The following is a 21,719-nucleotide window of genomic DNA, read 5'->3' as shown; positions in this document are numbered from 1 at the left end:
GAAGCGCGCAGCCTGAACAATCCGTCCCTTGGTTCCTTGGTTCGTTAGTCCGGCTGGTCCGACTGGTCCGGCACCGCCCGTATCAGCTCATCGAGTTGCGCGCTCATGGGCAACCCGAGCCGCTCGCCGGTCGGCAGCTTGTTCATGAACCATTGCTTGTACGTGCGATCCAGTTCCCCGGACACGGCCATCTCGCGCACCGCCTTGTCCACCACGGCGGCAAACTGCGGATCGCCCTTGCGGAACATGATCCCGTAGGGATCGTAGGAGAGGAAATCGCCGACGATCTGGAACCTGCCGCCGGCAGCGCTGCTGCGCAAAAATCCATACAGCAGCACATCGTCCCCCGCATAGGCGTGCGCGCCACCGCGCTGCAAAACCTGGAACGCATCGGCGTGATCCCGCGCCTTGATCACGTTCAACTGCAGGCCGAAGCGCGCCGAGAGCCGCTCAAGCGCCTCCACGTTCGTGGTGCCGCCGGTCGCGACCACGGTCTTGCCCTTCAGGTCCTTGAACGACCTGATCGGCGAGCCCTTCGGCACCATCAGCTTGGTCCCGGCCACGAAGATCACCGGTGAGAACGACACGTGCTTCAGGCGCTCGACGTTCCTGGTGGTGGAGCCGCACTCCAGGTCGACCTTGCCGGACGTGACCGCATCGAAGCGATTGTCCGAGGTGACCGGCGCCCATTGAATGCTGAGCTCGCGGCCCACCTCCGCCGCCGCCGCATCGACAATCGCGCGGCAGATATCGATGGAGTAGCCGACCGGCTTGCCGAGCCTGTCCAGGTACGAGAATGGCAAGGACGACTCGCGATAGCCGATGGTCAGGGTGCCGCTCTCCTTCGCCTTTTTCAGCGTGCCGGCCAGTTCCCCCGCCTGTTGCGCCGACACCGCGCCGGCGGCCAACGCCGCGCACAGCGCAACGGCCGCCCACATCACGATCCGCCGGCAGCCGCGGCTGCCGCGCCCGCCGCCCACGCCTACTCCATTTGAACGCATTTGATTTGCACTCCTGCAGTGATCGTTCGCACAATGCCCGGCACACCACGCGCGGGGCCGCCTGCAAGGCGCCTCCCCGCGCTGGCCGCTCAGGCCTGGACCGCGTCCGGCTTGCCGAGCGGGGCGCCGGCGCCCGCTGCCGTGCTGTCGCCCTCACTTTCCAGATCCGACTCGCTCGCCAGCTGGCCCTCCCACTTCGCCACCACGGCAGCGGCAATCGAGTTGCCTACCGCATTGGTCGCCGAGCGGCCCATGTCCAGGAACTGGTCGACCCCCATGATCAGCAGCAACCCGGCTTCCGGAATGCCGAACTGGTTCAGCGTGGCGGCAATCACCACCAGCGATGCGCGCGGCACCCCGGCCATGCCCTTGGACGTCAGCATGAGCAGCAGCAGCATGGTGATCTGGGTACCGATCGGCAAGTGAATATCATAGGCCTGCGCGATGAACAGCACGGCGAACGTGCAGTACATCATAGTGCCGTCGAGGTTGAAGGAGTAGCCCATCGGCAGCACGAAGCTGGAGATCTTGCGGCTGACGCCGAACCGGTCCAGCGCGGTGAGCATCTTCGGATAGGCGGCCTCCGAGCTGGCGGTGGAAAAGGACAGCAGGAAGGGCTCGCGAATCAGCCGGATCAGCGTGAACACCCGCTTGCCCAGGAAGAAGAACCCGGCCGCCACCAGCAGGCCCCACAGCACCAGCAGGCCAAGATAGAAGCTGCCCATGAACTTCGCGAAGGTGATGAGAATGCCCAGCCCTTGCGTGGTCACGGTCGAAGCAATGGCCGCGAACACCGCCACCGGCGCCATCCACATCACGGCGCCGGTGATCTTCAGCATGGTCTGCGCCAGGTCGTCGATGACGCCAGCCAGCCGCTTGCCCGTCTCGCCCAGCGTCGACAGCGCGGTGCCGAAGAAGATCGAGAACACCACGATCTGCAGGATTTCATTGGTGGCCATGGCCTCCGCCACGGACTTCGGCACCAGGTGCGTAATGAAATCCTTCAGCGTGAAGGCATTAGTCTTCAGGTTGGTGGCCGCCCCCACGTCCGGCAACGGCAGGCCGATGTTGTGGCCGGGTTGCAGCACGGTGGCCAGTATCAGGCCCAGCGTGAGCGAGAGAAACGACGCCACGATAAACCAGCCGAGCGCCTTCACGCCGACGCGGCCTACGGTGCTCGCGTCGCCCATGTGCGCGATGCCAACCACCAGGGTGGAGAACACCAGCGGTGCGATGATCATCTTGATCAGGCGCAGGAAGACATCGGTGAAGATCGATATATAGCCGGCGATCTCCTTGGCGGTACCGGGATCCGGGAAGGCCTTGTTACAGCTATAGCCGACGATGACGCCGAGGATCATCGCGATGACGATGTAGGTGGTGATTGGGCGCTTTTTTTTCATGACTGCTCCTTGGATTCTTGCGAGCCTGCTTTTCCGGTGCTTCAGACTTTCATGTGTGTCGATGCATCGCTGTGCTAAATCCAGCGCTGCCGTAGCTCCCCTCTCCCGCATGGCGGGAGAGGGGTTGGGGGAGAGGGCGGGCCTGCGCAAGAGCGAGGCGCATCACACTGAGCGAGCGCCCGCCCTCTCCCCCGTCCCCTCTCCCATTGCATGGGAGAGGGGAGCAAACCAGCTTTCTGCTTCCGGCAGCTCGCACCTGCATGCAGTACCCGCACGAAAGTCCGAAGCACCGCTTTTCCGAAGCCGCCACCCCCGGATATGTTCTGGCGAATTGGGTCGCCGCGGCCCGGACCGGACCGCGTCCTGCTTGTGTTTGCGCGTCTCAGATGGCTAACCGGCGGCCAAAGGCAGCGCGGCTTCGCCATGCACGCCATCCCTCATGACTATGAGGCTAAGAAACTCACTGAAAACTGCCAACATCGTCGAGCATCCACCGGCGCGCCGGCGCCACCGCGTGCGGCAGCGCGGTGCTCTCCACGTCGAACTCGATCATGCGGGCGCCGGGCAGGAAATGGCTGCAGGACTGCCGCCAGACGGCATCTGGCCAGACCATTTCGACGGACCCGTCATAGGGGTGATAGACGGCGCTGTACAAGGTGCCATGGCCACGCCCGTAGGCAGTCTGAAACAGCGGCGGGCGCAGCAGCGCGCGCAGGACGGCCTTGGCATCCTCGGCCTGCCGCACCGCGACAGCCAGCGTCTGCTCCCTGGCTTCGGCCAGGGTCGCATTGGCGTGCGCCGTCCACTCGACGCCATGCTGCAGGTTGCTCACCGCCTGCTTGCGCACCACCTCCAGCGGCCGGTCCGGCGTGACAAACACCGTTGCCCACTGTGCGCGGCGGTCAAGCAGGCTCACCGTGTAGCTCATATGCACCGGGATGCGCGCGAGCATTTCCACGGCCTGGTCGACGTTCTGGGCAAACTCCAGCACGTAGCGCAAGACCAGTGGAATGCCGAATCCATTGCCCACCGCCTTGCGGCCCCCGAACGACAGCGACGCAGCCAGGCCGCTCTCGTTGATGCCGTCGAGCGCGCCCCACAGGCAGTCGTTGACCGCCACCACTCGTTGGCCATGCCATCTGGACGCCAGCCACACGCCCTCGAGCAAAGCCGGGGCGAAATCGTAGTTGCGCAACAGCGCGGGCGTGGCGCCGGCGGCCTGCTGCCCGTCCACCGGCAACCACACCGCCTGGGAGCAGCCGGCAATGTAGGGCGGCGGCCCCCACATCGACAGGAAGCGCGCTTCCAGGTCGCCGCCGCCGGACAGCTCGACCAGCCGCTCCCAGGTCGGGACCAGCTCCGGCATATGGTGGCGCAAAGCCTTGCGGCACATCAGGAAGCCAGGCCGCGCGCGATCGCCGTCGCGCAGATACCATTGCCGGTAGCCGGGCCAGAACTGCCGGAAGATGTTCTGCCATCGCTGGCCGGGCAAGTCCTCGCTGATCGCTTCGAATGTACAACGCATGAATTCCTGCCCTCTCGTGGTTGGACCTTCGGCCTACAGGATCTTGAACGCGCCCGGCTGCGGCGCCAGCTCGGCCTGCGCGGCAACCAGGGGCTTGGCCACGTAATACTGCTTGATGCCCCGGATCCATTGGTGCGCGCGCTCGTTGAGCTTGAATTCGTCGTTCATCGAACGGCCCCGCGTGATCAGGATGCCCAGATCCGCCCCTTCGTAGCGATAGTCGCCGGGCCCGGTGATACGCAGGAAGAAGGCTTCTTGCTCGCTCTCGATCTCGCGACGGTTGGAGTCGAAGCGGTGGTAGGACACCGAGCCGTCGGACGCCATGCGATAGATGCCCGAGGGCGGCGCATGGGTCACGATATCCACGTTGTCCTCGGTGTACTTGATGACCAGCTGGGACCAACCGTCGATGAACGACTTCTCGGCCCAGCGCTCATTGAGCTCGCGCACATTGAGCTCGAACGGCACCCCCGAGAACTCCAGCAGGTGGAACAGGAACAACGGCGCGTCGGCATAGGCGAAGGCCGCATGATTGGTCATCGGGCTGGCGCCGCAGATGCGGGGATTCAGCTCACCGAGATACACCTCGCCGCTATCGACGTCGATCAGGAAGTCCAGGTCGAAGTAGCCGCGATAGCCCTCCTCCAGCAACTGGTTGCCGAAACGGAAGGCCATGTCGCGCGCCTTCATCCTGACTTCTTCCGAGAACGCCCCGGGGAAGATCTCGTTGCCGCACCAGCCGCCCTTGTAGGGAGTCAGTTCACGTGCGCCCACCACCTCGGTCAGCAGCGGCCCGACCAGCGTGCCTGACTGCGTGGCGCAGGCCTCCAGGGTCGCGCCGCGGCAGTTGATGCGCTTCATGATCTTGACTTCGGGGTCGTTGACGATCTCATCCTTGTGCTTGTTGAAGTCGTCAACGCTGGCGATAAAGAAGGTGGTGTGGCCGGAGTCGCCGAAGGCGCTCTGCACCACCAGGTCATTGCCCAGGCCGTAGTGCTCCGCGATCTGCATCAGGTGCGCGTAGCTGTCCACCTTCTCCAGTGCGTTGGGCACCGAGTGCACGCCCGCCTTGTTGCCGATGCGCACAGTCTCCATCTTGTTGTCGCAGCGGCTGCGCAGCGCGGCCGGCGGGAACCACACGTCAAGCCCCAGCTCGTCGGCCAGCTCTTCGGTTTTCTCATCGAACATCAGGAAGGTCGCGGCAGGCCGTCCCCCCCGCTGCTCGATCATCTCCACCACGTCCTTATGCTGCAGCAGGTAGTTGTTGATATCTTCGATCGAGGTGAATTCCTCGTGCGGCAGCGCCCGCGGCACGAACACATTGGGATGGCGGCCGTCGAAGCAATCGATGTAGTTGATGTACTTGAAACGGTTGACCCACTGATCGATGCCCAGGAGATTGAAGTTGGTGGCGCTGATGAAGTAGATGGGCTTCTCGTTCCTGTGGAACATCACGCGCAGATCTGAGACATTACGGACTTTTTGCATCGCGGCTTTCTCCTGATGAACTCGGGGCCGGCTGGACGCGGGTTTCCCGCGGTTCCTGGACATCCAGGTCCGGCATTCTTTTTTTGTCGACATGGGCTCTGTTGCGAGAAGCCGGGCGCCTGTCCCGGCCTCCCGCCTCGCTACTTTTTTGCCGCTGGGCGGTCCGCCAGGGCCGCCGCCGCCACTTCATCGACCGTTGCCGTCGAGACTTCCACAACGGCCGAGACCGACGCCTTCGCCGCGGCCGCCACCGCCGCGGCTGCCTCGCCGGCGGCCTGGAGCGCCAGTTGCTGGAGCGCCCCGTCGCTGAACACGCGGAAGCCCAGCTCCGGGCGGTAACCGTGGATCTCCCGCACATCCAGCGCCTGCATGAACTCCAGGATCTCGGAGCTGATCACCTGCCCCGGCACCAGGATGGGGAAGCCCGGGGGGTAGGGAATCACGAACAAGGCCGATACCACTTCACGGCCCTTGGAGATGGCCTTGGCCACCTCGGCCATGTTCAGGTACTCGCAGTTCTCTTCGTCATAGGACATGAAGAAGGCTTTGCGGATATCGCCGTCCGGCGTCTCGATCTGCCCGCTGTTGCACACACTGCGGAACGCAAAATGGAAGTGCGAGAAGTCCGGCAGCGGCGGCAGTTCCCTGGTCAGCGACGAAACGCGCTTCTCGTGCAGGCGGCGCTCGATCACGCTCATGTCCGCCGTGCGCTCCTCCAGTTCCCTGGCGATCTTGATCAGCACCTCGATCAGGTATGCCACCGACGAGCGCGTGGTACCGATATTGGTCATGAACAAGACGGTGTTGCGCGACGTCTTGTTGATCTGGATGCCGTACTTGTCCATCAGGTACTTGTTCTTGAACGTGTCGCCGTCAATGCCGGAGGTGCCGATCGACAGGGTCAGCCGGGTCGGGTCCAGCGCGAATTCATCGACGCGCCACGCGGCTTCCATATTGGCCCAGCCGGATTCCGGGCTGTAGTACGCCTCGATGCCGGATGGCCGGTACGCGGTCGGCACCACGCGGGAGACGTTGAGGAACTGGAAGTACTTCTTGAGCAACGGGTGCGTGTGGATCCACTCGCGCAGCGTCATGGCCAGTTCCATCTGGCGCTGCACCAGCTCGTAGCCTTCCAGCTCCACCTGGCGGCGGCCGACATCGAGCGAAGCCAGGATCTGGTAGTTCGGCGAGGTGGAGGTGTGCGTCATGTACGCCTCGTGGAACGCCTCTTCCGCCTTGTCCTTGAAGTCCTGGTCCCACACGTGAATCATGGAGCCCTGGCGCAGCGAGGTCAGGGTTTTGTGGGTGGACTGGGTCGCGTAGACGCGCACCCGCGCCCGGTCCGGGTCCGGCATCAGGCGGGTGGCGACAAGCTTCTCCTCGTCATCCCAGTCCGCCCCGCCAAACGACGCGGTGAATGCGTCGTAGCGCTGGCGATAGTCCTCGCTATCGAGCTCGCGGCGCAGGCGCGACGCCGAATCCATGCCGGTGCGCTGGCGGTAGGTGGGATGAAAGCGGGCGAAGGCAAACCAGGCCTCGTCCCACAGGAAGATCAGGTCCGGCTTGATGGCCAGGCATTCCTCCATGACGCGCTTCACGTCGTAGACCACGCCATCGAACGTGCAGTTGGTCAGCAGCACCATCCTGACCTTGTGCAGCGTGCCCGCCCGCTTGAACCGCAGCAGCGTGCGCTTCATCTGGGCGATGGGGACCGCCCCGTACATCGAGAAGTCATTGAGCGGGTAGGAGTCGAGATACGCCACCTTGGCGCCCGCAAGCACCATGCCGTAGTGGTGGGACTTGTGGCAGTTGCGGTCCACCATCACGATATCGCCCGGCTTGACCAGCGCCTGCACCACGATCTTGTTGGCCGTCGAAGTGCCATTGGTGGCGAAGAAGGTGCGGCGCGCGCCGAATGCGCGCGCCGCATACTCCTGCGCGACCTTGATGGGGCCAATGGGGTCCAGCAGCGAGTCGAGCCCGCCCGACGTGGCGGAGGTCTCGGCCATGAACAGATTCAGGCCATAGAACTGCGCCATGTCCTGAATCCAGTGGGAGTTCATGATCGACTTGCCCCGCGCCAGCGGCAAGGCGTGGAACACCCCGGTCGGCTGCTTCGAGTACTCCTTCAACGCCGTGAAGAACGGCGTCTTGTAACGCTCCGACACCCCTTTCATGATCGACATGTACAGCTCGGTGTGGTCCTCCTCCCGGAAAAAGATCCGGTTGAAGACCTCGCCCAGCCGCGACGCGATCTCTTCGGCCTTCACGTCCGTGACCAGGTACAGGTCCAGTTCCGGCCGCAATTGCGCAATCTTCTGCCCCAGCAAGGGGCCGCGCTCGGATTCCGGCTGCTCCTCGATGCCCTCGTCCAGCCCTTCCAGGAACTTGCGCAGCAGGTCCAGCTCATACTCGGACTTGAACGGAAAGCCATGCCGGATCACGCAAGCCTGCAGGTTGAAGTTGAAGAGCGTGGCGATCAGCGCATCCTCGAAGCTTGGCACCACCACCACGTCCCACACGAAGGGATCATCCACGCGCTGCTTGCGCTGAACGCGCCGGCGCAGGGCCTCTTCATCCTCGCGCGTCATGTCGTCGACGATCAGGACCTCAAAGTACGGTCGTGCTATTTGCGCCTGCATCTCCTCTTCTGTCTCGATCTCGGACGGCTCCTCCGACTCCGCATCCAGCGACAGCTTCTTGTGGCGATAGGTATCGCTGGCCAGCATGCGGTTGATACGGTGCACGGCGATGTTCAGCCGGCCCAGGTCGCCAGCCTCGAACCATGCGGTCAGCTCCTCGAACAACCGGTGCCCCGGGAACGCCCAGAACCGCTCGATCGGTTCGAGCATGGCCAGGGTCTCTTTTACCCGGGCGTGGCGCTCGATGAACTCCTTGCACTCCCGCGCGAGATTGACCAGGCGGCCCAGGTCATCAGTCAGATTCATCCAGCCATCCGCGCGCATTTCCCAAACGCTGCGGTAACGGTTTAGGGAAATGTGTTGCCCGGTCTTTGCTTTTCGTGCCGTGCTGCGTGCCATGTTATTCCTCTGCTAACTAGATAATCTCAATGCGCGGATCTGCAACTTCGAATCCGTTTAATCGAACGACCGTTTTATTTCCGTCCCGCTATTCACCGGCTCCCGTTTTTCAAGCTGGTCAATCGCAACCTTGAGGGCAAGCGCTATCCATTGGGCCAGCAATCACGCTTTCCCCTGGATATTTCAATTCCGTTTTTTTTCGCCGCGCCGGAATAACTTGGCGGCGTGCCGGGGGTTTGCCCCCGGCGGCTACTCGCCCGCCGGCCCGGTCACTTCCGCCTGTGGTGCGTCTTCCAGGACACCCGGCTTCACCAGCTTGCCGAGCGTGTGGAGATAGGCATCCGCGCCGCTGTTGCGCTGGTAGACCGGGAACTCCACCTCCCGGTCGCGGAAGCTCTTGAGCGGCTGGCCAAGCCCGCGCAAGCCGCGCTCGCGCTCGCGCCGGACCTTCTCGAAATCGATCTCCACGGGGATGATCTCCGCGGTGCCCGGGCCGGCTTCATGCAGCACATAGCCAGCGGGATCCACCACGATGGAGCGGCCCACGCCACCGTCACCGACACCGTTGATATCGAAAAAATAGACCTGGTTGGTTGCCGCCGATGCCCGCACGATCGACAATTCGATGTCGCGGTCAATGGTGTCCGTCATGGTCGGGTGCAGGATCACTTCAGCGCCCATCGCAACCAGTGTCCGGGTCGTCTCCGGGAACCACATGTCATAGCAGATCGAGATGCCGAAGCGCCCCGCGTCCGGCACATCGAACACCACGAACTCGCTGCCCGCGGCGATGCCTTGCTCATAGGGCCGGAAGGGAAACAGCTTGCGAAAACGGGCAACCACGTTCCCGGCGGGATCGATCACCGGCGCGGTGTTGTAGATCGCGCCGTCACGACGCTCGAACAAGGAGCCGGGGATCAGCCACAAACCGTACTTGGCCGCCATCTCGCACAGGCGGGCCTCGGCTGCGCCCGGCATTTCCTCGGCCTTGGCCGGGCTCGGGCCAAACGCCGCCAGCTCGGAGAACATCACCATGTCGACCCACGGAAAGCGGTGCCTGACATGGGCCAGGTAGCGATTCATCTGCGTGATGTTCTCTTCGAATGCCGACACCGGCATCTGGATACCTGCTACTGCAAAACGCTTCATTTAATGCCTCGATAAATACAACATACTGGTGCATCGGCACGCACCGATATGGGGATATTCGCCATTTCCCCATCGCATTTATGTAGTGAATTAAGTGCCTGCTCAATAGCGGGTCTTTCACATTTCTGGGGGCTACGCCGGCGGTCTGTTACTTAGTTGAAATGGTTATGTGGTAATGCCGCGACATGATGGGATCTACTCTACAAGCCCGTTGGCTCCACTGTATAGTGCCGGTACAAATTTTCAGATGGAGCCAAGAATTGAGAGAGACGCCGCTGACCGATTGGCTTCTCGCGCGCAGTCATTGGAGCCAGCCCGAACGATCCGGCGCTCCGCTAAACAGGCAGTTGTTCGACGACATCCGCGAGGCCATCCTCGCCGGCCAGCTATCCCCGGGCACACGGTTGCCACCCACCCGAGAACTAGCCCGTGAACTAAGCATTGCCCGCAACACGGTCCTCTATGCCTACGAGCGGCTCACCGACGAGGGCTACACGCACACGCACGGCGGCAGCGGCACCTATGTTGGCGACACCGCCCCCGACCCCGCCCTGCTCGCCCGCATCGCCGACCCCGGCCGGGCCGGCGAACCCGCGCTTCCCGCCGATCAATCCAGGCTCTCCCTGCGCGCGCGCGAACTGCTGGCCAGCGTTGGCGCATCCGACCTGCAAGTGGGTGCGTTCGTGCCCGGCATTCCGGATGTCAGCCAGTTCCCGCGCGGCGTGTGGCAACGCCTGATCACCAAGGTCTGGAAGACCGCCAGCCAGGAACAACTGGGCTATGGCAGCCGGCATGGCCATCCGCCGCTCAAGCGCGCGCTCACGGAGTACCTGTCGCTCGCCCGCGGCGTGGATTGTTCGCCGGAGCAGATCATCGTGACGCAAGGCAGCCACCAGGCCATCGATCTCTGCGCCCGCCTGCTCGCGGACCCAGGCGAACTGGTCTGGGTCGAGGACCCATGCTATTGGGGCGCGCGCAGTGTCTTTCGCTCGGCGGGCCTGCGCATGGATGGCATCGCGGTGGACGAGCACGGGATCCGGCCGCCGGTTGCGCCAGAGAGCGCGCCACGGCTGATCTTTGTCACACCCTCTCACCAATACCCGAGCGGCGTGGTGATGAGCCTTGCGCGGCGCCGCCTGCTCACGGAGCTGGCGCATCGCCACAACGCATGGATCATCGAAGACGACTACGACAGCGAGTTCCGCTATCAGGGCGCACCCTTGCCATCGCTGCAGGGGCTGGACCCGCACCGCAACACCATCTATGTCGGCAGCTTCTCCAAGGTGCTCTATCCCGGCCTGCGGCTCGCCTTCCTGATCGTGCCACCGGAACTGGTCGACGCCTTCTCGGTAGCGCAATCCGAGTTGCATCGCGGCGGACAGCTATCGGTGCAAGCCGCGCTGGCGGAGTTTATTTCCGATGGCCATTACGCAGCGCACGTACGGCGCATGCGCAAGATCTACGGCGAGCGCCAGATGTTGCTGATTGACGAACTGCAGCGCCAGCTCGGCGACGAGGTGGCGATCGTGGGCACCGATACCGGGCTGCACCTGAGCGTCATACTCCGGCATGCCAATGACCAGTTGGTGTCGCGTTTCGCGCTGGCGCACGGGATTGTAGCGCGACCGCTGTCTTCGTATTTTGCTGATTCGCTGCAGGCGCAAAACGGGTTGGTACTCGGCTATGGCGGGGTTGCGGATGCGGAGATTGCGCCTGCGGTTGGCAAGCTGGCGCGGGCGATTGAGTTGGTGAAGGGGTCTTGAGTTAAGGCTGCGGGGCCAGTTCTTTGGCGCTCCTAGCTGCTGGCGCGGCTGGACGGTGTTGGCCGTTTTGGAACGTGTGAGATGTCACTTTTCTTTACTCGTCAAGAAAAGCAACCCAAAGAAAGCGATCCTTGTACGAATCAACCACATGGGTAACAAACGAGTTCACTCACATAGGTAACACTTTGATTGTCAGGTAGTGCTGCTTCGCCTGGCGTTCATCAATCAATCCTATGGCAATGGGGCCGAAGTGCACACGCCATATCCCATCGGCAACTGCCTCCAATCCGACCACCTCGCCCTGCAAGAGATGACCGACATAGATGATCTTGCCCGCCTGGTAGATCAGCCCCGCTTTCGTCACTCGGTGCGGCAGGATGTAGCTCGCGTAGCTCATCTCCTCAAGACGACTCGGATAGGCCCGCATCGACTTTGTGTAGCAACTCTGCGGCGTGCATTGCTCCAACGCCTCGTGCGGCCTTTCCCGATTGTAGTAGCGCCGGAATTCATCCATGCGACGCTGCTGGCTGCTCAACGTGGCCGCTGGCGGCTGCGCCGTCGCTCGCTTGAGCGTGCGGTGCATGCGCTCGTGCCGACCGTTCTGCTCCGGATGCCCTCGCTCGATCCGCTCCGGCACGATCCCCAGCTTCAGCCACCAGATCGACAACTGCGACAACCCTGCGCTACCCGTACTCGCGAACGGAACGCCGTTGTCCGTGCGCAGCCGGTCCGGCAAGCCGTAGCGCCGGAACAGTTGCTCGAAGACCGCACGCGTAGGTACCAACTGGGGCCCGTTCAAGCCCTTGCAACCCAGCAGATACCGGCTCGCATGGTCCATTACCGTCAACGGGTAACACCACCGGTGGTCCCCCGTCAGAAACTGCCCCTTGTAGTCCGCACTCCACAAGCCGTTCGGCTCCTGGGTCGAGCGCAATACGCCTTCGTGCGGCATCACACGACGTCGCAAGCGCCGTGGGAGGATCCGTCCTGCTTGCTTAAGTACGTTGTAGATCGTCGTGCGCGAGGGCACCAGCTCTGCCCCGTACCGGGCCTCCAGCAGCTTCTGGATCTTCTTCGGCCCTTGCTCCATCCCGCCCTGCGTTCGCAGCGCCAGAATCGCCTGGCGGATCGCGTAGGGCACGCGATCCTGCTCACGCCGACGCCGGCTGCGTTCGGCCAGTCCATCCAGCCCCTCTGCTTCGTACCGCTCAAGCCACTTGTAACCTGTCTTCCGGCTGACGCCATATCGCGCGCACAGCGCGCTCATGCTCTCAACACCCTTGACGTGATCGACCACAAACAAAATTCGTTGGTCCATGGGTTTCAGCTCGCTCCAGGGCATGGGCATCTCCTTTCAGGGTCGCCCATGCAGGGTAGAAAACTGTTACCTATGTGCTTGAACTCAAGTGTTACCTATGTGAGTGAGTCGTACCTCCTTGCAGGAGGCTGGCGTGTCGGGGTTGCGCAGCCCCATGGTTTCGTGGTCAGGCCGCGGGCTTTAATGGCCTCGTGCCGTTACCGGTTTGAATGGCCACGATCCTGTGAATGACACCGGTTTCGTGGTGAGGCTACTCGGTAGCGGTGTCCTTGCCTAATCCCCCATCTGCCGGTACCAGTGCAAAGCACAACGATATGTCACGCCGTGATGGTTTTGTGGCGGGGCGGGCGCGGTGGTGAATGCCTCAGAACTATTGCGGCGGTGCCACCGCGCCCACGACGAAAACGGGACGCCCGCAACTTCGTGGCCAGTCAAACCGGTACCGGCAGATGCGAGCAGAATCGCAGGCCGCACGACGAAACCAACGAGGTCGACAAGCCCGATTGCTCTGCCCCCGGCAGGGTCGGCTTTCTTCTCGTTAGTCTTCTTTGCCGACGCAAAGAAGAGTGACCGGCAGCCCCCGCAGGGGGATGTCGTATGGCTGTTGGGTCCAAAAGCCAACGCCGCGAAAAGAAACCGCGACCAACCCTGCAGCGCGATGCCTTCACGCCCACCTCGGCATCATGCCGAAGCTGGTCGACACCATCAACGATGGACATCGCTCACCACAACACCAAAGCCAACTCCAAGCCCTTCATCTGGACCAATGGAACGCCGCACTAGCGACAGTCGCCCGCCCCCCCAACGCCCCGCCCCTAAACCACAATCTCCCGCGACATCTGCGGCCTTCGCACCAACAACTCAGCCAGCTTCTTCAACGCGGCAGCAAGATGGGCGCGCGTCTCGACGCCGCCCAGCGAGATGCGGATCGCATTGGGCGGCGTGGGGCCGGCATGGAACGCATCGGAAGCGGTAACACGCAGATCCTGCGCACGCGCGGCCTGCGTCAGCGCCAGCGAAGTCCAGTAGCTCGGCAAGGTGTGCCAGACGTGTATGCCGCTGGGTGGAGCCTGGTCCGCGCTGAACAGCAACTGCCGTGCGAGCTCGCGCCGCGCGAAGGCTTCCGTGCGGATCCCGGCCAGCAGCTGCGCGGCGGAGCCTTCGTGGATCCACTGCGTGGCCAGGGCTGTCGACAGCGGCGTGGACATCAACGCGAACGAGCGCAGCGCGGCCAGCACGCCCGCCCGGCTGCGCGCTTCGGGCAGGCGGATATAGGCGGTGCGCAGCCCCGGGCTCAGGCATTTCGACAGCGTGGCAACGTAGTAGACCTGGCTCGGCGCGAAGTGGGCCACGGGCGGCGGTGCGTCGCTGCCGAGCAGCCAGTAGGGATCGTCCTCGATGATCCATGCGCCGCACTGCTGCGCGGCCAGCGCGACATCGCGGCGCCGGTGCGCGGGCATGGTCCGCGTGGTCGGGTTCTGGATGGTCGGGTTGAGGTAGATCGCGCGCGCGCCATGCTCGCGCAATGCTTGCTCCAGCGCATCGGGCCGCATGCCGTCGTCATCGGTGGCCACCGTGACCACGCGGCGCCCGAGCTGCTCGGCCGCAGCGCGCAGGCCGGGATAGGTCAGCGGCTCCGCGAGGATGGCGTCGCCGGGCTGCGTGAGCGTGAGGATCAGCGCCGCCAGCGCGGCCTGGGCGCCGGGGCAGGCAATCAACTGCTGCGGGCTGACCGACTCCAGCACCGGCTTCAGCCACATGGCGCCGGCGGCCCGGTCCGCCCTGCTGCCGCCACCAAGCTGGTAGGTCATGAGCAGGTGCGCATCGGTGCGCAGCAGCACCTGCGACAGGCCGCGCTGCAGCAAGTCATGGAAGTCCACGCCGGCGGGCGGCGGCGGCACGTTCATGCTCAGGTCAACCATCTGCGCCAGTTCGACCTTGGGCGGGGCGACGAAGGTGCCCAGCGCCCCGCGCGCCTCGATCAGGTTGCGCCGCTTGGCCTCGGTGAACGCGCGCGTCACCGTGGTGAGATCCACCCCGAGCTGCCTGGCCAGCTCGCGCTGCGGCGGCAGGCGGTCGCCGGGGTTCAGGCGCCCGTCCCCGACCGCGCGCTCGATGAAGCCAACGATCTGCCGGTAGCGCGCGCCCTCGCCGCGCACGAAGGCGGCGGCCCAGCCCGGACCGTCGTCGTCATCTTGTATGGATTTACTGGGATGCATTTTGCTTTATGTATGGCCTTTGTCTTACATTATCATGCGCCGCAGCATCACACAAATCCATACATTTAACGCTTTGTATGCGTTTCCCGCCAGTCCGGCGGAATCCCCTCTCTCGCGATGGTTTCCAGCGTGCCGTGGCAGGCAGTCCCGACGCGCGCGCCGGTTATGTGATGCATAACTAAGGTGTGTCTTATGCGTAACTCATTTGCCGGGGCAGACGCTGCTGTCCGGCGAGAATCCAGCGCTTGGCTGAATGCTTGCAAGGGAGGGCTCCGCCATGCGGGGCTATTTCTCGGTGGAGCAGCGATGCTCCTTCTCAGTGGCTGCCAGCTGGAGCTGCTATCCCCGAAGGGCGACATCGGGCACCAGGAAAAGACGCTGATCCTGGTCTCGCTGTTCATCATGCTGCTGGTCGTCGTGCCCGTCATTTTCCTGACGCTGTATTTCGGCTGGCGCTATCGCGCCTCCAACACCAAGGCAACGTATGCGCCCAAATGGGCGCACTCCACGCGGATCGAGGTGGTCATCTGGACCATCCCGTGCGTGATCGTGGCCGGCCTGGCGGTGCTGATCTGGAACACCACGCATTCGCTGGACCCCTACAAGCCGCTGGAGTCGACCGTCAAGCCCATCCGCGTCGAAGCCGTGGCGCTGAACTGGAAATGGCTGTTCATCTACCCGGACTACGGCATCGCCTCGGTCAACCGGCTGCCGATCCCGGTCGATACGCCGATCAATTTCAGCATCACCGCGGAATCGATGATGAACTCCCTGTTCATCCCGCAGCTCGGCAGCATGGTCTATGCCATGGCCGGCATGCAGACCAAGCTGCACCTGATCGCCGACACGCCTGGCACCTACGCGGGCATGTCCGCGGCCTACAGCGGCCCGGGCTTCTCCGACATGCATTTCGACACCGTGGCCACCTCGCGCGAGGCGTTCGACGCGTGGGTACGGCAGGCCAGGCAGTCGCCGCTGACGCTGGACGAGAAGGCCTACAAGACGCTGGAGCTGCCGAGCACCAAGGAGCCGGCGACGGTCTACGCGGGCGTTGCGCCCGGCCTGTTCCAGAACATCGTCAACAAGTACATGCATAGCGATATGCGCGCCAACATGCGTGGCGATGCGCGTGGAAACGCGCTTGGCAACGCGCTTGGTAACGCGCTTGGCGACGTATGCACAGCCCAAAGCCCCCCGCTGGCGGCCAACTGATGAAGCCAATGAATCCGAAACACATGCACTGCATGCAACACACGCAACGCCACCGCGCCGCGGCCACGGAGCACTGATCCATGTTCGGCAAACTGAACCTCGAGGCGATTCCGTACCATGAGCCCATCATCATGGGTACGCTGGCCGCCGTCATTCTGGGCGGCGTCGCGCTGCTCGGCGCCGTCACCTACTTCGGCAAATGGAAGTACCTGTGGACCGAGTGGATCTGCTCGGTCGACCACAAGCGCATTGGCGTGATGTACATCATCATGGCGCTGGTCATGCTGCTGCGCGGTTTTGCCGACGCCATCATGATGCGCGCGCAGCAGGCGATCGCTGTCGGCGATGCGGCTGGCTACCTGCCTCCACACCACTACGACCAGATCTTCACCGCCCACGGCGTGATCATGATCTTCTTCGTGGCGACGCCGTTCATCCTCGGCTTGATGAACGTCATCGTGCCGCTGCAGATCGGCGCGCGCGACGTGGCCTATCCGTTCGTCAACTCGCTCAGCTTCTGGCTGGCGGCGGCGGGCGCGGTGCTGGTGATGATGTCGATGTTCGTCGGCGACTTTGCCGCCACGGGCTGGGTCGCCTATCCACCGTTGTCCGAGCTGGGATACAGCCCGACGGTGGGGGTGGACTACTACATATGGTCACTACAGATATCGGGCCTGGGAACCACGCTCACCGGGATCAACTTCATCGTCACCATCCTGCGCATGCGTGCCCCGGGCCTGACGCTGATGAAGATGCCGGTGTTCACCTGGACCGCGCTGATCACCAACATCCTGATCGTTGCCGTGTTCCCGGTGCTGACCGCCACGCTCGCGCTGCTCACCGCCGACCGCTACCTGGGCATGCACTTCTTTACCAATGAGCTTGGCGGCAACGCCATGATGTACGTCAACCTGATCTGGGTCTGGGGCCACCCGGAGGTCTACATCCTCATCCTGCCGTGCTTCGGCGCGTTCTCGGAGATCATCTCCACGTTCTCCGGCAAGCCGCTGTTCGGCTACAAGTCGATGGTGTACGCCACCTCGTCCATCGGCATCCTGTCGTTCTTCGTCTGGCTGCACCACTTCTTCACGATGGGCTCCGGGGCGAACGTCAATGCCTTCTTCGGGATCATGACGACCATCATCTCGATCCCGACGGGCGTGAAGCTGTTCAACTGGCTGTTCACGATGTATCGCGGCCGCATCCGCTACCACTCGTCCACGCTGTGGACGATCGGCTTCATGGTGACCTTTGCCATCGGTGGCATGACCGGCGTGCTGCTGGCCGTGCCCGGCGCCGACTTCTTGCTGCATAACAGCCTGTTCCTGGTCGCGCACTTCCACAACGTGATCATTGGCGGCGTCATCTTCGGCTGCCTGGCCGCCATGAGCTTCTGGTTCCCCAAGGTGTTCGGCTTCACCCTGAACGAGCGCTGGGGCAAGATCTCGTTCTGGTGCTGGCTGGTGGGCTTCTACCTGGCCTTCATGCCGCTCTACGTGCTCGGCTTCAAGGGCATGACCCGCCGGATGAACCACTACACGCACGCCGACTGGCAGCCCTACCTGATCGTGGCGCTGTGCGGCGCCGTGATCATCGGCGCCGGCATCGTCGCCCTGCTCATCCAGCTGGCCGTGAGCGTGCGCGACCGCAAGCAAAATCCCGACCTCACCGGCGACCCGTGGGATGGCCGCAGCCTGGAGTGGGCCACCGCATCGCCGGCCCCCTTCTACAACTTCGCCCATGTGCCGCACATCACCTCGCTGGAACAGCACTGGGATGACAAGGAGGCGAGGCGCGCCTACGTGCGGCCAGCCCACTACGAGGACATCCATATGCCCAGGAACACCAGCGCGGGCGTGATCGTGTCGGCGTTTGGCCTGGTGCTCTGTTTCGCGCTCGTCTGGCACATGTGGGCAATCGCGGGCCTTGGCCTGCTGGGCGTGATCGGCACCTTCATCGCACGGACCTACAACCGCGACGTGGACTACTACGTCCCGGCGGCCGAAGTCGAACGCATCGAAAACGCGCGCTATGCGCAGCTACGCAAGGCGGCTTGACCCATGAGCTACACAGTCATTCACAATACGCACGAGCATGTCGCGCACGACGACGGATCCAAGACCACGCTGGGGTTCTGGATCTACCTGATGAGCGACTGCCTGATCTTCGCCGTGCTGTTCGCCACCTTCGGCGTGCTCGCCGGCAATACGGCGGGAGGCCCCAGCGGCCGGGAGCTGTTCGAGCTGCCGTTCGTGCTCGGCGAAACCATGCTGCTGCTGATCAGCAGCTTCACCTTCGGCGTGGCCATGCTGAACATGCAGCCCGGGCGGGAGCGCCAGGTCATCCAGTGGCTGGGCATCACGTTCCTGCTTGGCGCGGCCTTCATCGCCATGGAGCTGTATGAGTTTGCCGAGCTGCTGCATGCCGGCGCGGGGCCGGGCGTCAGCGCGTTCTTGTCTGCCTACTTCTCCCTGGTGGGCACCCACGGCCTGCACGTGAGTTGCGGCCTGCTGTGGATCCTGGTCATGATGCACCAGGTCAAGTCCTTCGGCCTGGATGGCGTGACCCGGCGCCGCCTGGCCTGCCTCAGCCTGTTCTGGCACTTCCTGGACCTGATCTGGATCTGCGTGTTCACCTTTGTCTATCTGCGAGAGTTTGTATGAAGACCGCCCATCTCCACACAGGATCCGCGGCGCACGCCGCGCACGGCAGCCTGAAAGGCTATGCGATCGGCTTTGCGCTGTCGCTGGTGCTCACCCTCGCGTCGTTCGGCGCGGTGATGGGCGGGTTCGTGCCCAAGGGCATGGGCCTTGCCGCCATCGTGCTGCTTTGCGTTGCGCAGCTGGTGGTGCAGCTGGTGTTCTTCCTGCATATCGGGACGTCCGCGGACCAGCGCATGAACACGGCGATCTTCGTGTGCACCGGGACGCTGATCGCCATCATCGTGGCAGGCTCGCTGTGGGTCATGCATAACGCGAACGTCAACATGATGCCGATGGATATGTCGCCGGAACGCGCGCGTCTGCGCGACTAGCACCACAGTCACCAAGGGCACCATGGCGTGGCCGGCTCCCTCGGCGGGGGCCGGCCACTTGCCACCTTCAGGCGGCGTGCTTGAGAAAGATCAGAAAAACAGGCTGCCGGCGGCCGCCGTGCGGCTGGCCGCGGGCCAGTGGCGGATATTCTGAAACCGCGTGGTCCGGTCGCCAAGCAGGCTGGCGCCCCCTTCCCAATAGACCCAGCTCCGGCCCCTTCTGAGGCGGTCCAGATAGGCGTCTTCAAACCCGGCTGGCAAGCGATTGGCCATGGAGGCCAGCGCGCTTTCGTCAGCGCCGAACGCACCAGCAAGCCTGAATTTCCCGCCCGACAGACCATCCGCGATGCTCAGGTCCAGGTAAGGCACGAACAGGCCGATGCGGCGCAGCGCCGCCGGCATCGCACCGCCCCATGCCTGGACGGCAGCACGCAACGCACCGAGCGCGAGCTGGAACGCCCGCTCATTCCTGGCCGTCAGCACACGGCCACTAAGCACACCATCCATCAGTTCCTTGCCCGCGGCGGTGAATGCCGGCGGTGCAAGCGGGACACCTTCGGGATGCGCCTGGCCGAGAAGCGCAAGGCAAGCCGCGAGGCCGCTTGCGCTTTGCTCGCCTATGCTCAAGGCCGGACAACGCGGATCGGAATCGGAAAGCAGAAGCAGCACATCGGCAGCGTGGCGCGGCGATGCCAGCACGATGCGGTCATAGGCGAGACCGGCGTCTCGCATGCACAGTTCAAGCGCGGTGCAGGCCGGACATCCGGCCAATACAAATAACTGGTACTTCATGGCTGCGGCGGTTTCCCCTGGCGTCGACAATGACGCGCGTCCAGGGGATGTTGCCGCACCGCAACAATGCAGAACAGGAGCAGAAGTACGCTATTTGGAGCGGAGCAGAGCCGAATTTCGCCGGGGCCGAATTTCGCCGAAGCCGAATTTCGTCGAGGCGCTACCCGGGCAGCCGCAGCGCGGCATTCAACTGGTCAACCACTTCCGCCCAGTCAGCATCTCCCAGGATTTCCTCCCGCAGCAACGTGGCCTGCGCGGGCGTCCAGAACGGGGCGTCCGCAAGCATGACATCGGGGGCCAGGGGAGAATGCGCGGCCAGGAATTCACGGATCGCCCGGTCGTCGGCGGGCAGGCCGAGTTGCGCAAACAACTCGGAAAAATGGTGGAAGGAATTGTCCATGGCGTGCGTACCTCCTATGGTGAAGACACATCACTGCATCACTGAATCACTGAATCACATGCATCACTGCGCGGCCCTGCGCGCTGAAACCGGCTCAGCCCCGCGCAATCCGCTTGGCCATGCTCCAGCGATGCACCTCCGAGGGGCCATCGTAGATCCGGAAGGCGCGCATGTCGCGGAAGATGCGCGCAACAATGGTTTCGTCCGTCACCCCGCTGCCGCCAAGCACCTGCACGGAACGATCCACCACCCGCCACAACGCCTCCGAGCAATACACCTTGGCCAGGCTGGACTCGTCGCGCCCCTTCTCGCCCTGGTCCAGCACCCAGGCGCAGTGCCAGATGGTCAGGCGCGCGGTGTGCATATCCATTTCGTTGTCGGCCAGCATGAACCCCACGCCCTCATGCTCCACCAGGGTCCGGCCAAACGCAAGGCGCTGGCGCGCATAGCTGGCCGCAATGTCATGCGCGCGCCGGGCCGCCCCGAGCCAGCGCATGCAGTGCGTCAGCCGCGCCGGGGCCAGGCGCAGCTGCGCGTAGCGGAATCCTTCGCCAAGCTTGCCGAGCACATCGCTTTCGGGCACGCGCAGGCCATCGAAACGCACCACCGCATGCCCACCCGTGAAGCACGTATCGAGCGCCTCCATCTGCCGCTCGATCTCGACACCGGCCTGGTTCATGTCAGCGAGGAACATGGTGGCGGTGCCGTCTTCCATCCGCGCCATGATGATGGCAAAGGTGGCGCCGGTGGCGCCCGTGATAAACCACTTCCTGCCCGTGATCACGAAATGATCCCCATCGCGCACCGCCGTGGTCTGCAGCATCGACGGATCGGCCCCCGCGCCTGGCGCCGGCTCGGTCATGCAAAAGCACGAGCGCGTGTGCCCGAGGATCAGGGGATGCAGCCAGCGCGCCTTCTGCTCCGGCGTGGCAACCAGTTCCATCAGGTGGATATTGCCTTCGTCCGGCGCGTGGATGTTCATCGCCACCGGCCCCAGCGGCGAGTAGCCCGCCTCTTCAAAGACAATGGCCTTGTCCCGGTGCGAAAGCCCAAGGCCTCCGGCCTGCGTGCTGGCGTGGGGTGTCAGCAAGCCCGCCGCCCTTGCCTTGTCCACCAGGTCCGTGCGCAGATCCTCGGTCGGGCCGTGCGCCGTTTGCCGGGGATCGCGCTCCATGGGCATGACCTGCTCCGCAATGAACTGGCGGGTGCGTGCCTGCAGCTCCCGTTGAACGGGCGTCAAACTGAAGTCCATCATCTTGCCTCGCCTTGCTTCGTTTTCCGATTTGGCCGTTGCAGCCATGCGCAATGCATTGTAGGCGAGGCGGGTGTCCCGGCGCGAGGTGTGTGGATAGGCCGGCGTGGCTATCCCTGCGC

The 21,719-nt window shown here is 63.7% G+C and carries 16 protein-coding genes; 5 read left to right on the top strand and 11 right to left on the bottom strand.

Annotated elements, in window-relative coordinates; translation table 11 throughout:
* Positions 1-44 precede the first annotated feature (44 nt).
* The 6 genes from RR42_RS26045 to RR42_RS26020 form a co-directional block, all read right to left on the bottom strand.
* Positions 45-938, bottom strand: coding sequence for an amino acid ABC transporter substrate-binding protein (locus RR42_RS26045; RefSeq protein WP_043357942.1), 894 nt, complete (start codon positions 936-938; stop codon positions 45-47).
* A 152-nt stretch (positions 939-1,090) separates the two neighbouring features.
* Positions 1,091-2,404: a dicarboxylate/amino acid:cation symporter gene (locus tag RR42_RS26040; RefSeq protein WP_043354239.1), complete on the bottom strand. Its 1,314-nt coding sequence runs from the start codon at positions 2,402-2,404 to the stop codon at positions 1,091-1,093.
* A gap of 460 nt (positions 2,405-2,864) precedes the next feature.
* On the bottom strand, positions 2,865-3,929 hold the full coding sequence (locus tag RR42_RS26035; RefSeq protein WP_052494971.1) for a C45 family autoproteolytic acyltransferase/hydolase: 1,065 nt from the start codon (positions 3,927-3,929) through the stop codon (positions 2,865-2,867).
* Positions 3,930-3,962: 33 nt separating this feature from the next.
* Positions 3,963-5,480 (bottom strand): biotin carboxylase, encoded by a 1,518-nt coding sequence (locus RR42_RS26030; protein WP_269083435.1) that lies wholly within the window; start codon positions 5,478-5,480, stop codon positions 3,963-3,965.
* 77 nt (positions 5,481-5,557) lie between these two features.
* Positions 5,558-8,365 (bottom strand): aminotransferase class I/II-fold pyridoxal phosphate-dependent enzyme, encoded by a 2,808-nt coding sequence (locus tag RR42_RS26025; RefSeq protein ID WP_236702198.1) that lies wholly within the window; start codon positions 8,363-8,365, stop codon positions 5,558-5,560.
* Between the two features lie 342 nt (positions 8,366-8,707).
* Positions 8,708-9,607 (bottom strand): carbon-nitrogen hydrolase family protein, encoded by a 900-nt coding sequence (locus RR42_RS26020; protein WP_052494970.1) that lies wholly within the window; start codon positions 9,605-9,607, stop codon positions 8,708-8,710.
* 260 nt (positions 9,608-9,867) lie between these two features.
* On the opposite strand from RR42_RS26020, the gene RR42_RS26015 reads away from it, so the two are divergent.
* Positions 9,868-11,370 carry an aminotransferase class I/II-fold pyridoxal phosphate-dependent enzyme gene (locus RR42_RS26015; RefSeq protein ID WP_043354237.1) on the top strand — a complete coding sequence of 501 codons (1,503 nt, stop codon included), beginning with the start codon at positions 9,868-9,870 and terminating at the stop codon, positions 11,368-11,370.
* A gap of 169 nt (positions 11,371-11,539) precedes the next feature.
* Here the strand turns inward: RR42_RS26015 and RR42_RS26010 are convergent, their stop codons facing one another.
* Both RR42_RS26010 and RR42_RS26005 read right to left on the bottom strand, forming a co-directional pair.
* Positions 11,540-12,712, bottom strand: coding sequence for an integrase core domain-containing protein (locus RR42_RS26010; protein WP_043343959.1), 1,173 nt, complete (start codon positions 12,710-12,712; stop codon positions 11,540-11,542).
* A 791-nt stretch (positions 12,713-13,503) separates the two neighbouring features.
* Positions 13,504-14,907, bottom strand: coding sequence for a PLP-dependent aminotransferase family protein (locus RR42_RS26005; protein WP_043354236.1), 1,404 nt, complete (start codon positions 14,905-14,907; stop codon positions 13,504-13,506).
* Positions 14,908-15,213: 306 nt separating this feature from the next.
* Between RR42_RS26005 and cyoA the strand changes: the two genes are divergently transcribed.
* The 4 genes from cyoA (at position 15,214) to cyoD (ending at position 19,153) form a co-directional block, all read left to right on the top strand.
* The gene (cyoA, locus tag RR42_RS26000) at positions 15,214-16,119 is read left to right on the top strand and encodes a ubiquinol oxidase subunit II (RefSeq protein WP_082055111.1); all 906 of its coding nucleotides are present in this window, start codon (positions 15,214-15,216) and stop codon (positions 16,117-16,119) included.
* An 80-nt stretch (positions 16,120-16,199) separates the two neighbouring features.
* A complete protein-coding gene (cyoB, locus tag RR42_RS25995) occupies positions 16,200-18,176 on the top strand; it encodes a cytochrome o ubiquinol oxidase subunit I (protein WP_043354235.1) in 1,977 nt (658 codons plus the stop codon).
* A 3-nt stretch (positions 18,177-18,179) separates the two neighbouring features.
* Entirely contained in the window at positions 18,180-18,782 is a 603-nt protein-coding gene (gene cyoC, locus RR42_RS25990; RefSeq protein WP_043354234.1) for a cytochrome o ubiquinol oxidase subunit III, read from the top strand.
* A complete protein-coding gene (cyoD, locus tag RR42_RS25985) occupies positions 18,779-19,153 on the top strand; it encodes a cytochrome o ubiquinol oxidase subunit IV (protein ID WP_043354233.1) in 375 nt (124 codons plus the stop codon). Before cyoC ends, cyoD begins: the two co-directional genes overlap by 4 nt.
* A gap of 90 nt (positions 19,154-19,243) precedes the next feature.
* Here cyoD and RR42_RS25980 read toward each other — a convergent pair whose 3' ends face one another.
* The 3 genes from RR42_RS25980 to RR42_RS25970 all read right to left on the bottom strand — a co-directional run bounded on the left by RR42_RS25980 (position 19,244) and on the right by RR42_RS25970 (position 21,597).
* Positions 19,244-19,852 (bottom strand): hypothetical protein, encoded by a 609-nt coding sequence (locus RR42_RS25980; RefSeq protein ID WP_144409952.1) that lies wholly within the window; start codon positions 19,850-19,852, stop codon positions 19,244-19,246.
* Positions 19,853-20,105: 253 nt separating this feature from the next.
* Positions 20,106-20,345, bottom strand: a complete 240-nt coding sequence (locus RR42_RS25975; RefSeq protein WP_043354231.1) for a DUF2789 domain-containing protein — start codon at positions 20,343-20,345, stop codon at positions 20,106-20,108.
* A 94-nt stretch (positions 20,346-20,439) separates the two neighbouring features.
* Positions 20,440-21,597, bottom strand: a complete 1,158-nt coding sequence (locus RR42_RS25970; protein ID WP_043357934.1) for an acyl-CoA dehydrogenase family protein — start codon at positions 21,595-21,597, stop codon at positions 20,440-20,442.
* Between the last annotated feature and the right edge of the window lie 122 nt (positions 21,598-21,719).

This window comes from Cupriavidus basilensis (genome assembly GCF_000832305.1).
GTDB classification, from domain to species: domain Bacteria; phylum Pseudomonadota; class Gammaproteobacteria; order Burkholderiales; family Burkholderiaceae; genus Cupriavidus; species Cupriavidus basilensis_F.
This window is presented reverse-complemented; position numbering and strand designations above follow the sequence as displayed.

Excerpts from the sequence above, each read along its gene's own strand:
- RR42_RS26045 (WP_043357942.1), bottom strand. The coding sequence starts at position 938 with ATGTGGGCGGCCGTTGCGCTGTGCGCGGCGTTGGCCGCCGGCGCGGTG.
- RR42_RS26040 (WP_043354239.1), bottom strand. The coding sequence starts at position 2,404 with ATGAAAAAAAAGCGCCCAATCACCACCTACATCGTCATCGCGATGATC.
- RR42_RS26035 (WP_052494971.1), bottom strand. The coding sequence starts at position 3,929 with ATGCGTTGTACATTCGAAGCGATCAGCGAGGACTTGCCCGGCCAGCGA.
- RR42_RS26030 (WP_269083435.1), bottom strand. The coding sequence starts at position 5,480 with ATGTCCAGGAACCGCGGGAAACCCGCGTCCAGCCGGCCCCGAGTTCAT.
- RR42_RS26025 (WP_236702198.1), bottom strand. The coding sequence starts at position 8,365 with ATGAATCTGACTGATGACCTGGGCCGCCTGGTCAATCTCGCGCGGGAG.
- RR42_RS26020 (WP_052494970.1), bottom strand. The coding sequence starts at position 9,607 with ATGAAGCGTTTTGCAGTAGCAGGTATCCAGATGCCGGTGTCGGCATTC.
- RR42_RS26010 (WP_043343959.1), bottom strand. The coding sequence starts at position 12,712 with ATGCCCTGGAGCGAGCTGAAACCCATGGACCAACGAATTTTGTTTGTG.
- RR42_RS26005 (WP_043354236.1), bottom strand. The coding sequence starts at position 14,907 with ATGCATCCCAGTAAATCCATACAAGATGACGACGACGGTCCGGGCTGG.
- cyoA (WP_082055111.1), top strand. The coding sequence starts at position 15,214 with ATGCTCCTTCTCAGTGGCTGCCAGCTGGAGCTGCTATCCCCGAAGGGC.
- cyoB (WP_043354235.1), top strand. The coding sequence starts at position 16,200 with ATGTTCGGCAAACTGAACCTCGAGGCGATTCCGTACCATGAGCCCATC.
- cyoC (WP_043354234.1), top strand. The coding sequence starts at position 18,180 with ATGAGCTACACAGTCATTCACAATACGCACGAGCATGTCGCGCACGAC.
- cyoD (WP_043354233.1), top strand. The coding sequence starts at position 18,779 with ATGAAGACCGCCCATCTCCACACAGGATCCGCGGCGCACGCCGCGCAC.
- RR42_RS25975 (WP_043354231.1), bottom strand. The coding sequence starts at position 20,345 with ATGGACAATTCCTTCCACCATTTTTCCGAGTTGTTTGCGCAACTCGGC.
- RR42_RS25970 (WP_043357934.1), bottom strand. The coding sequence starts at position 21,597 with ATGGACTTCAGTTTGACGCCCGTTCAACGGGAGCTGCAGGCACGCACC.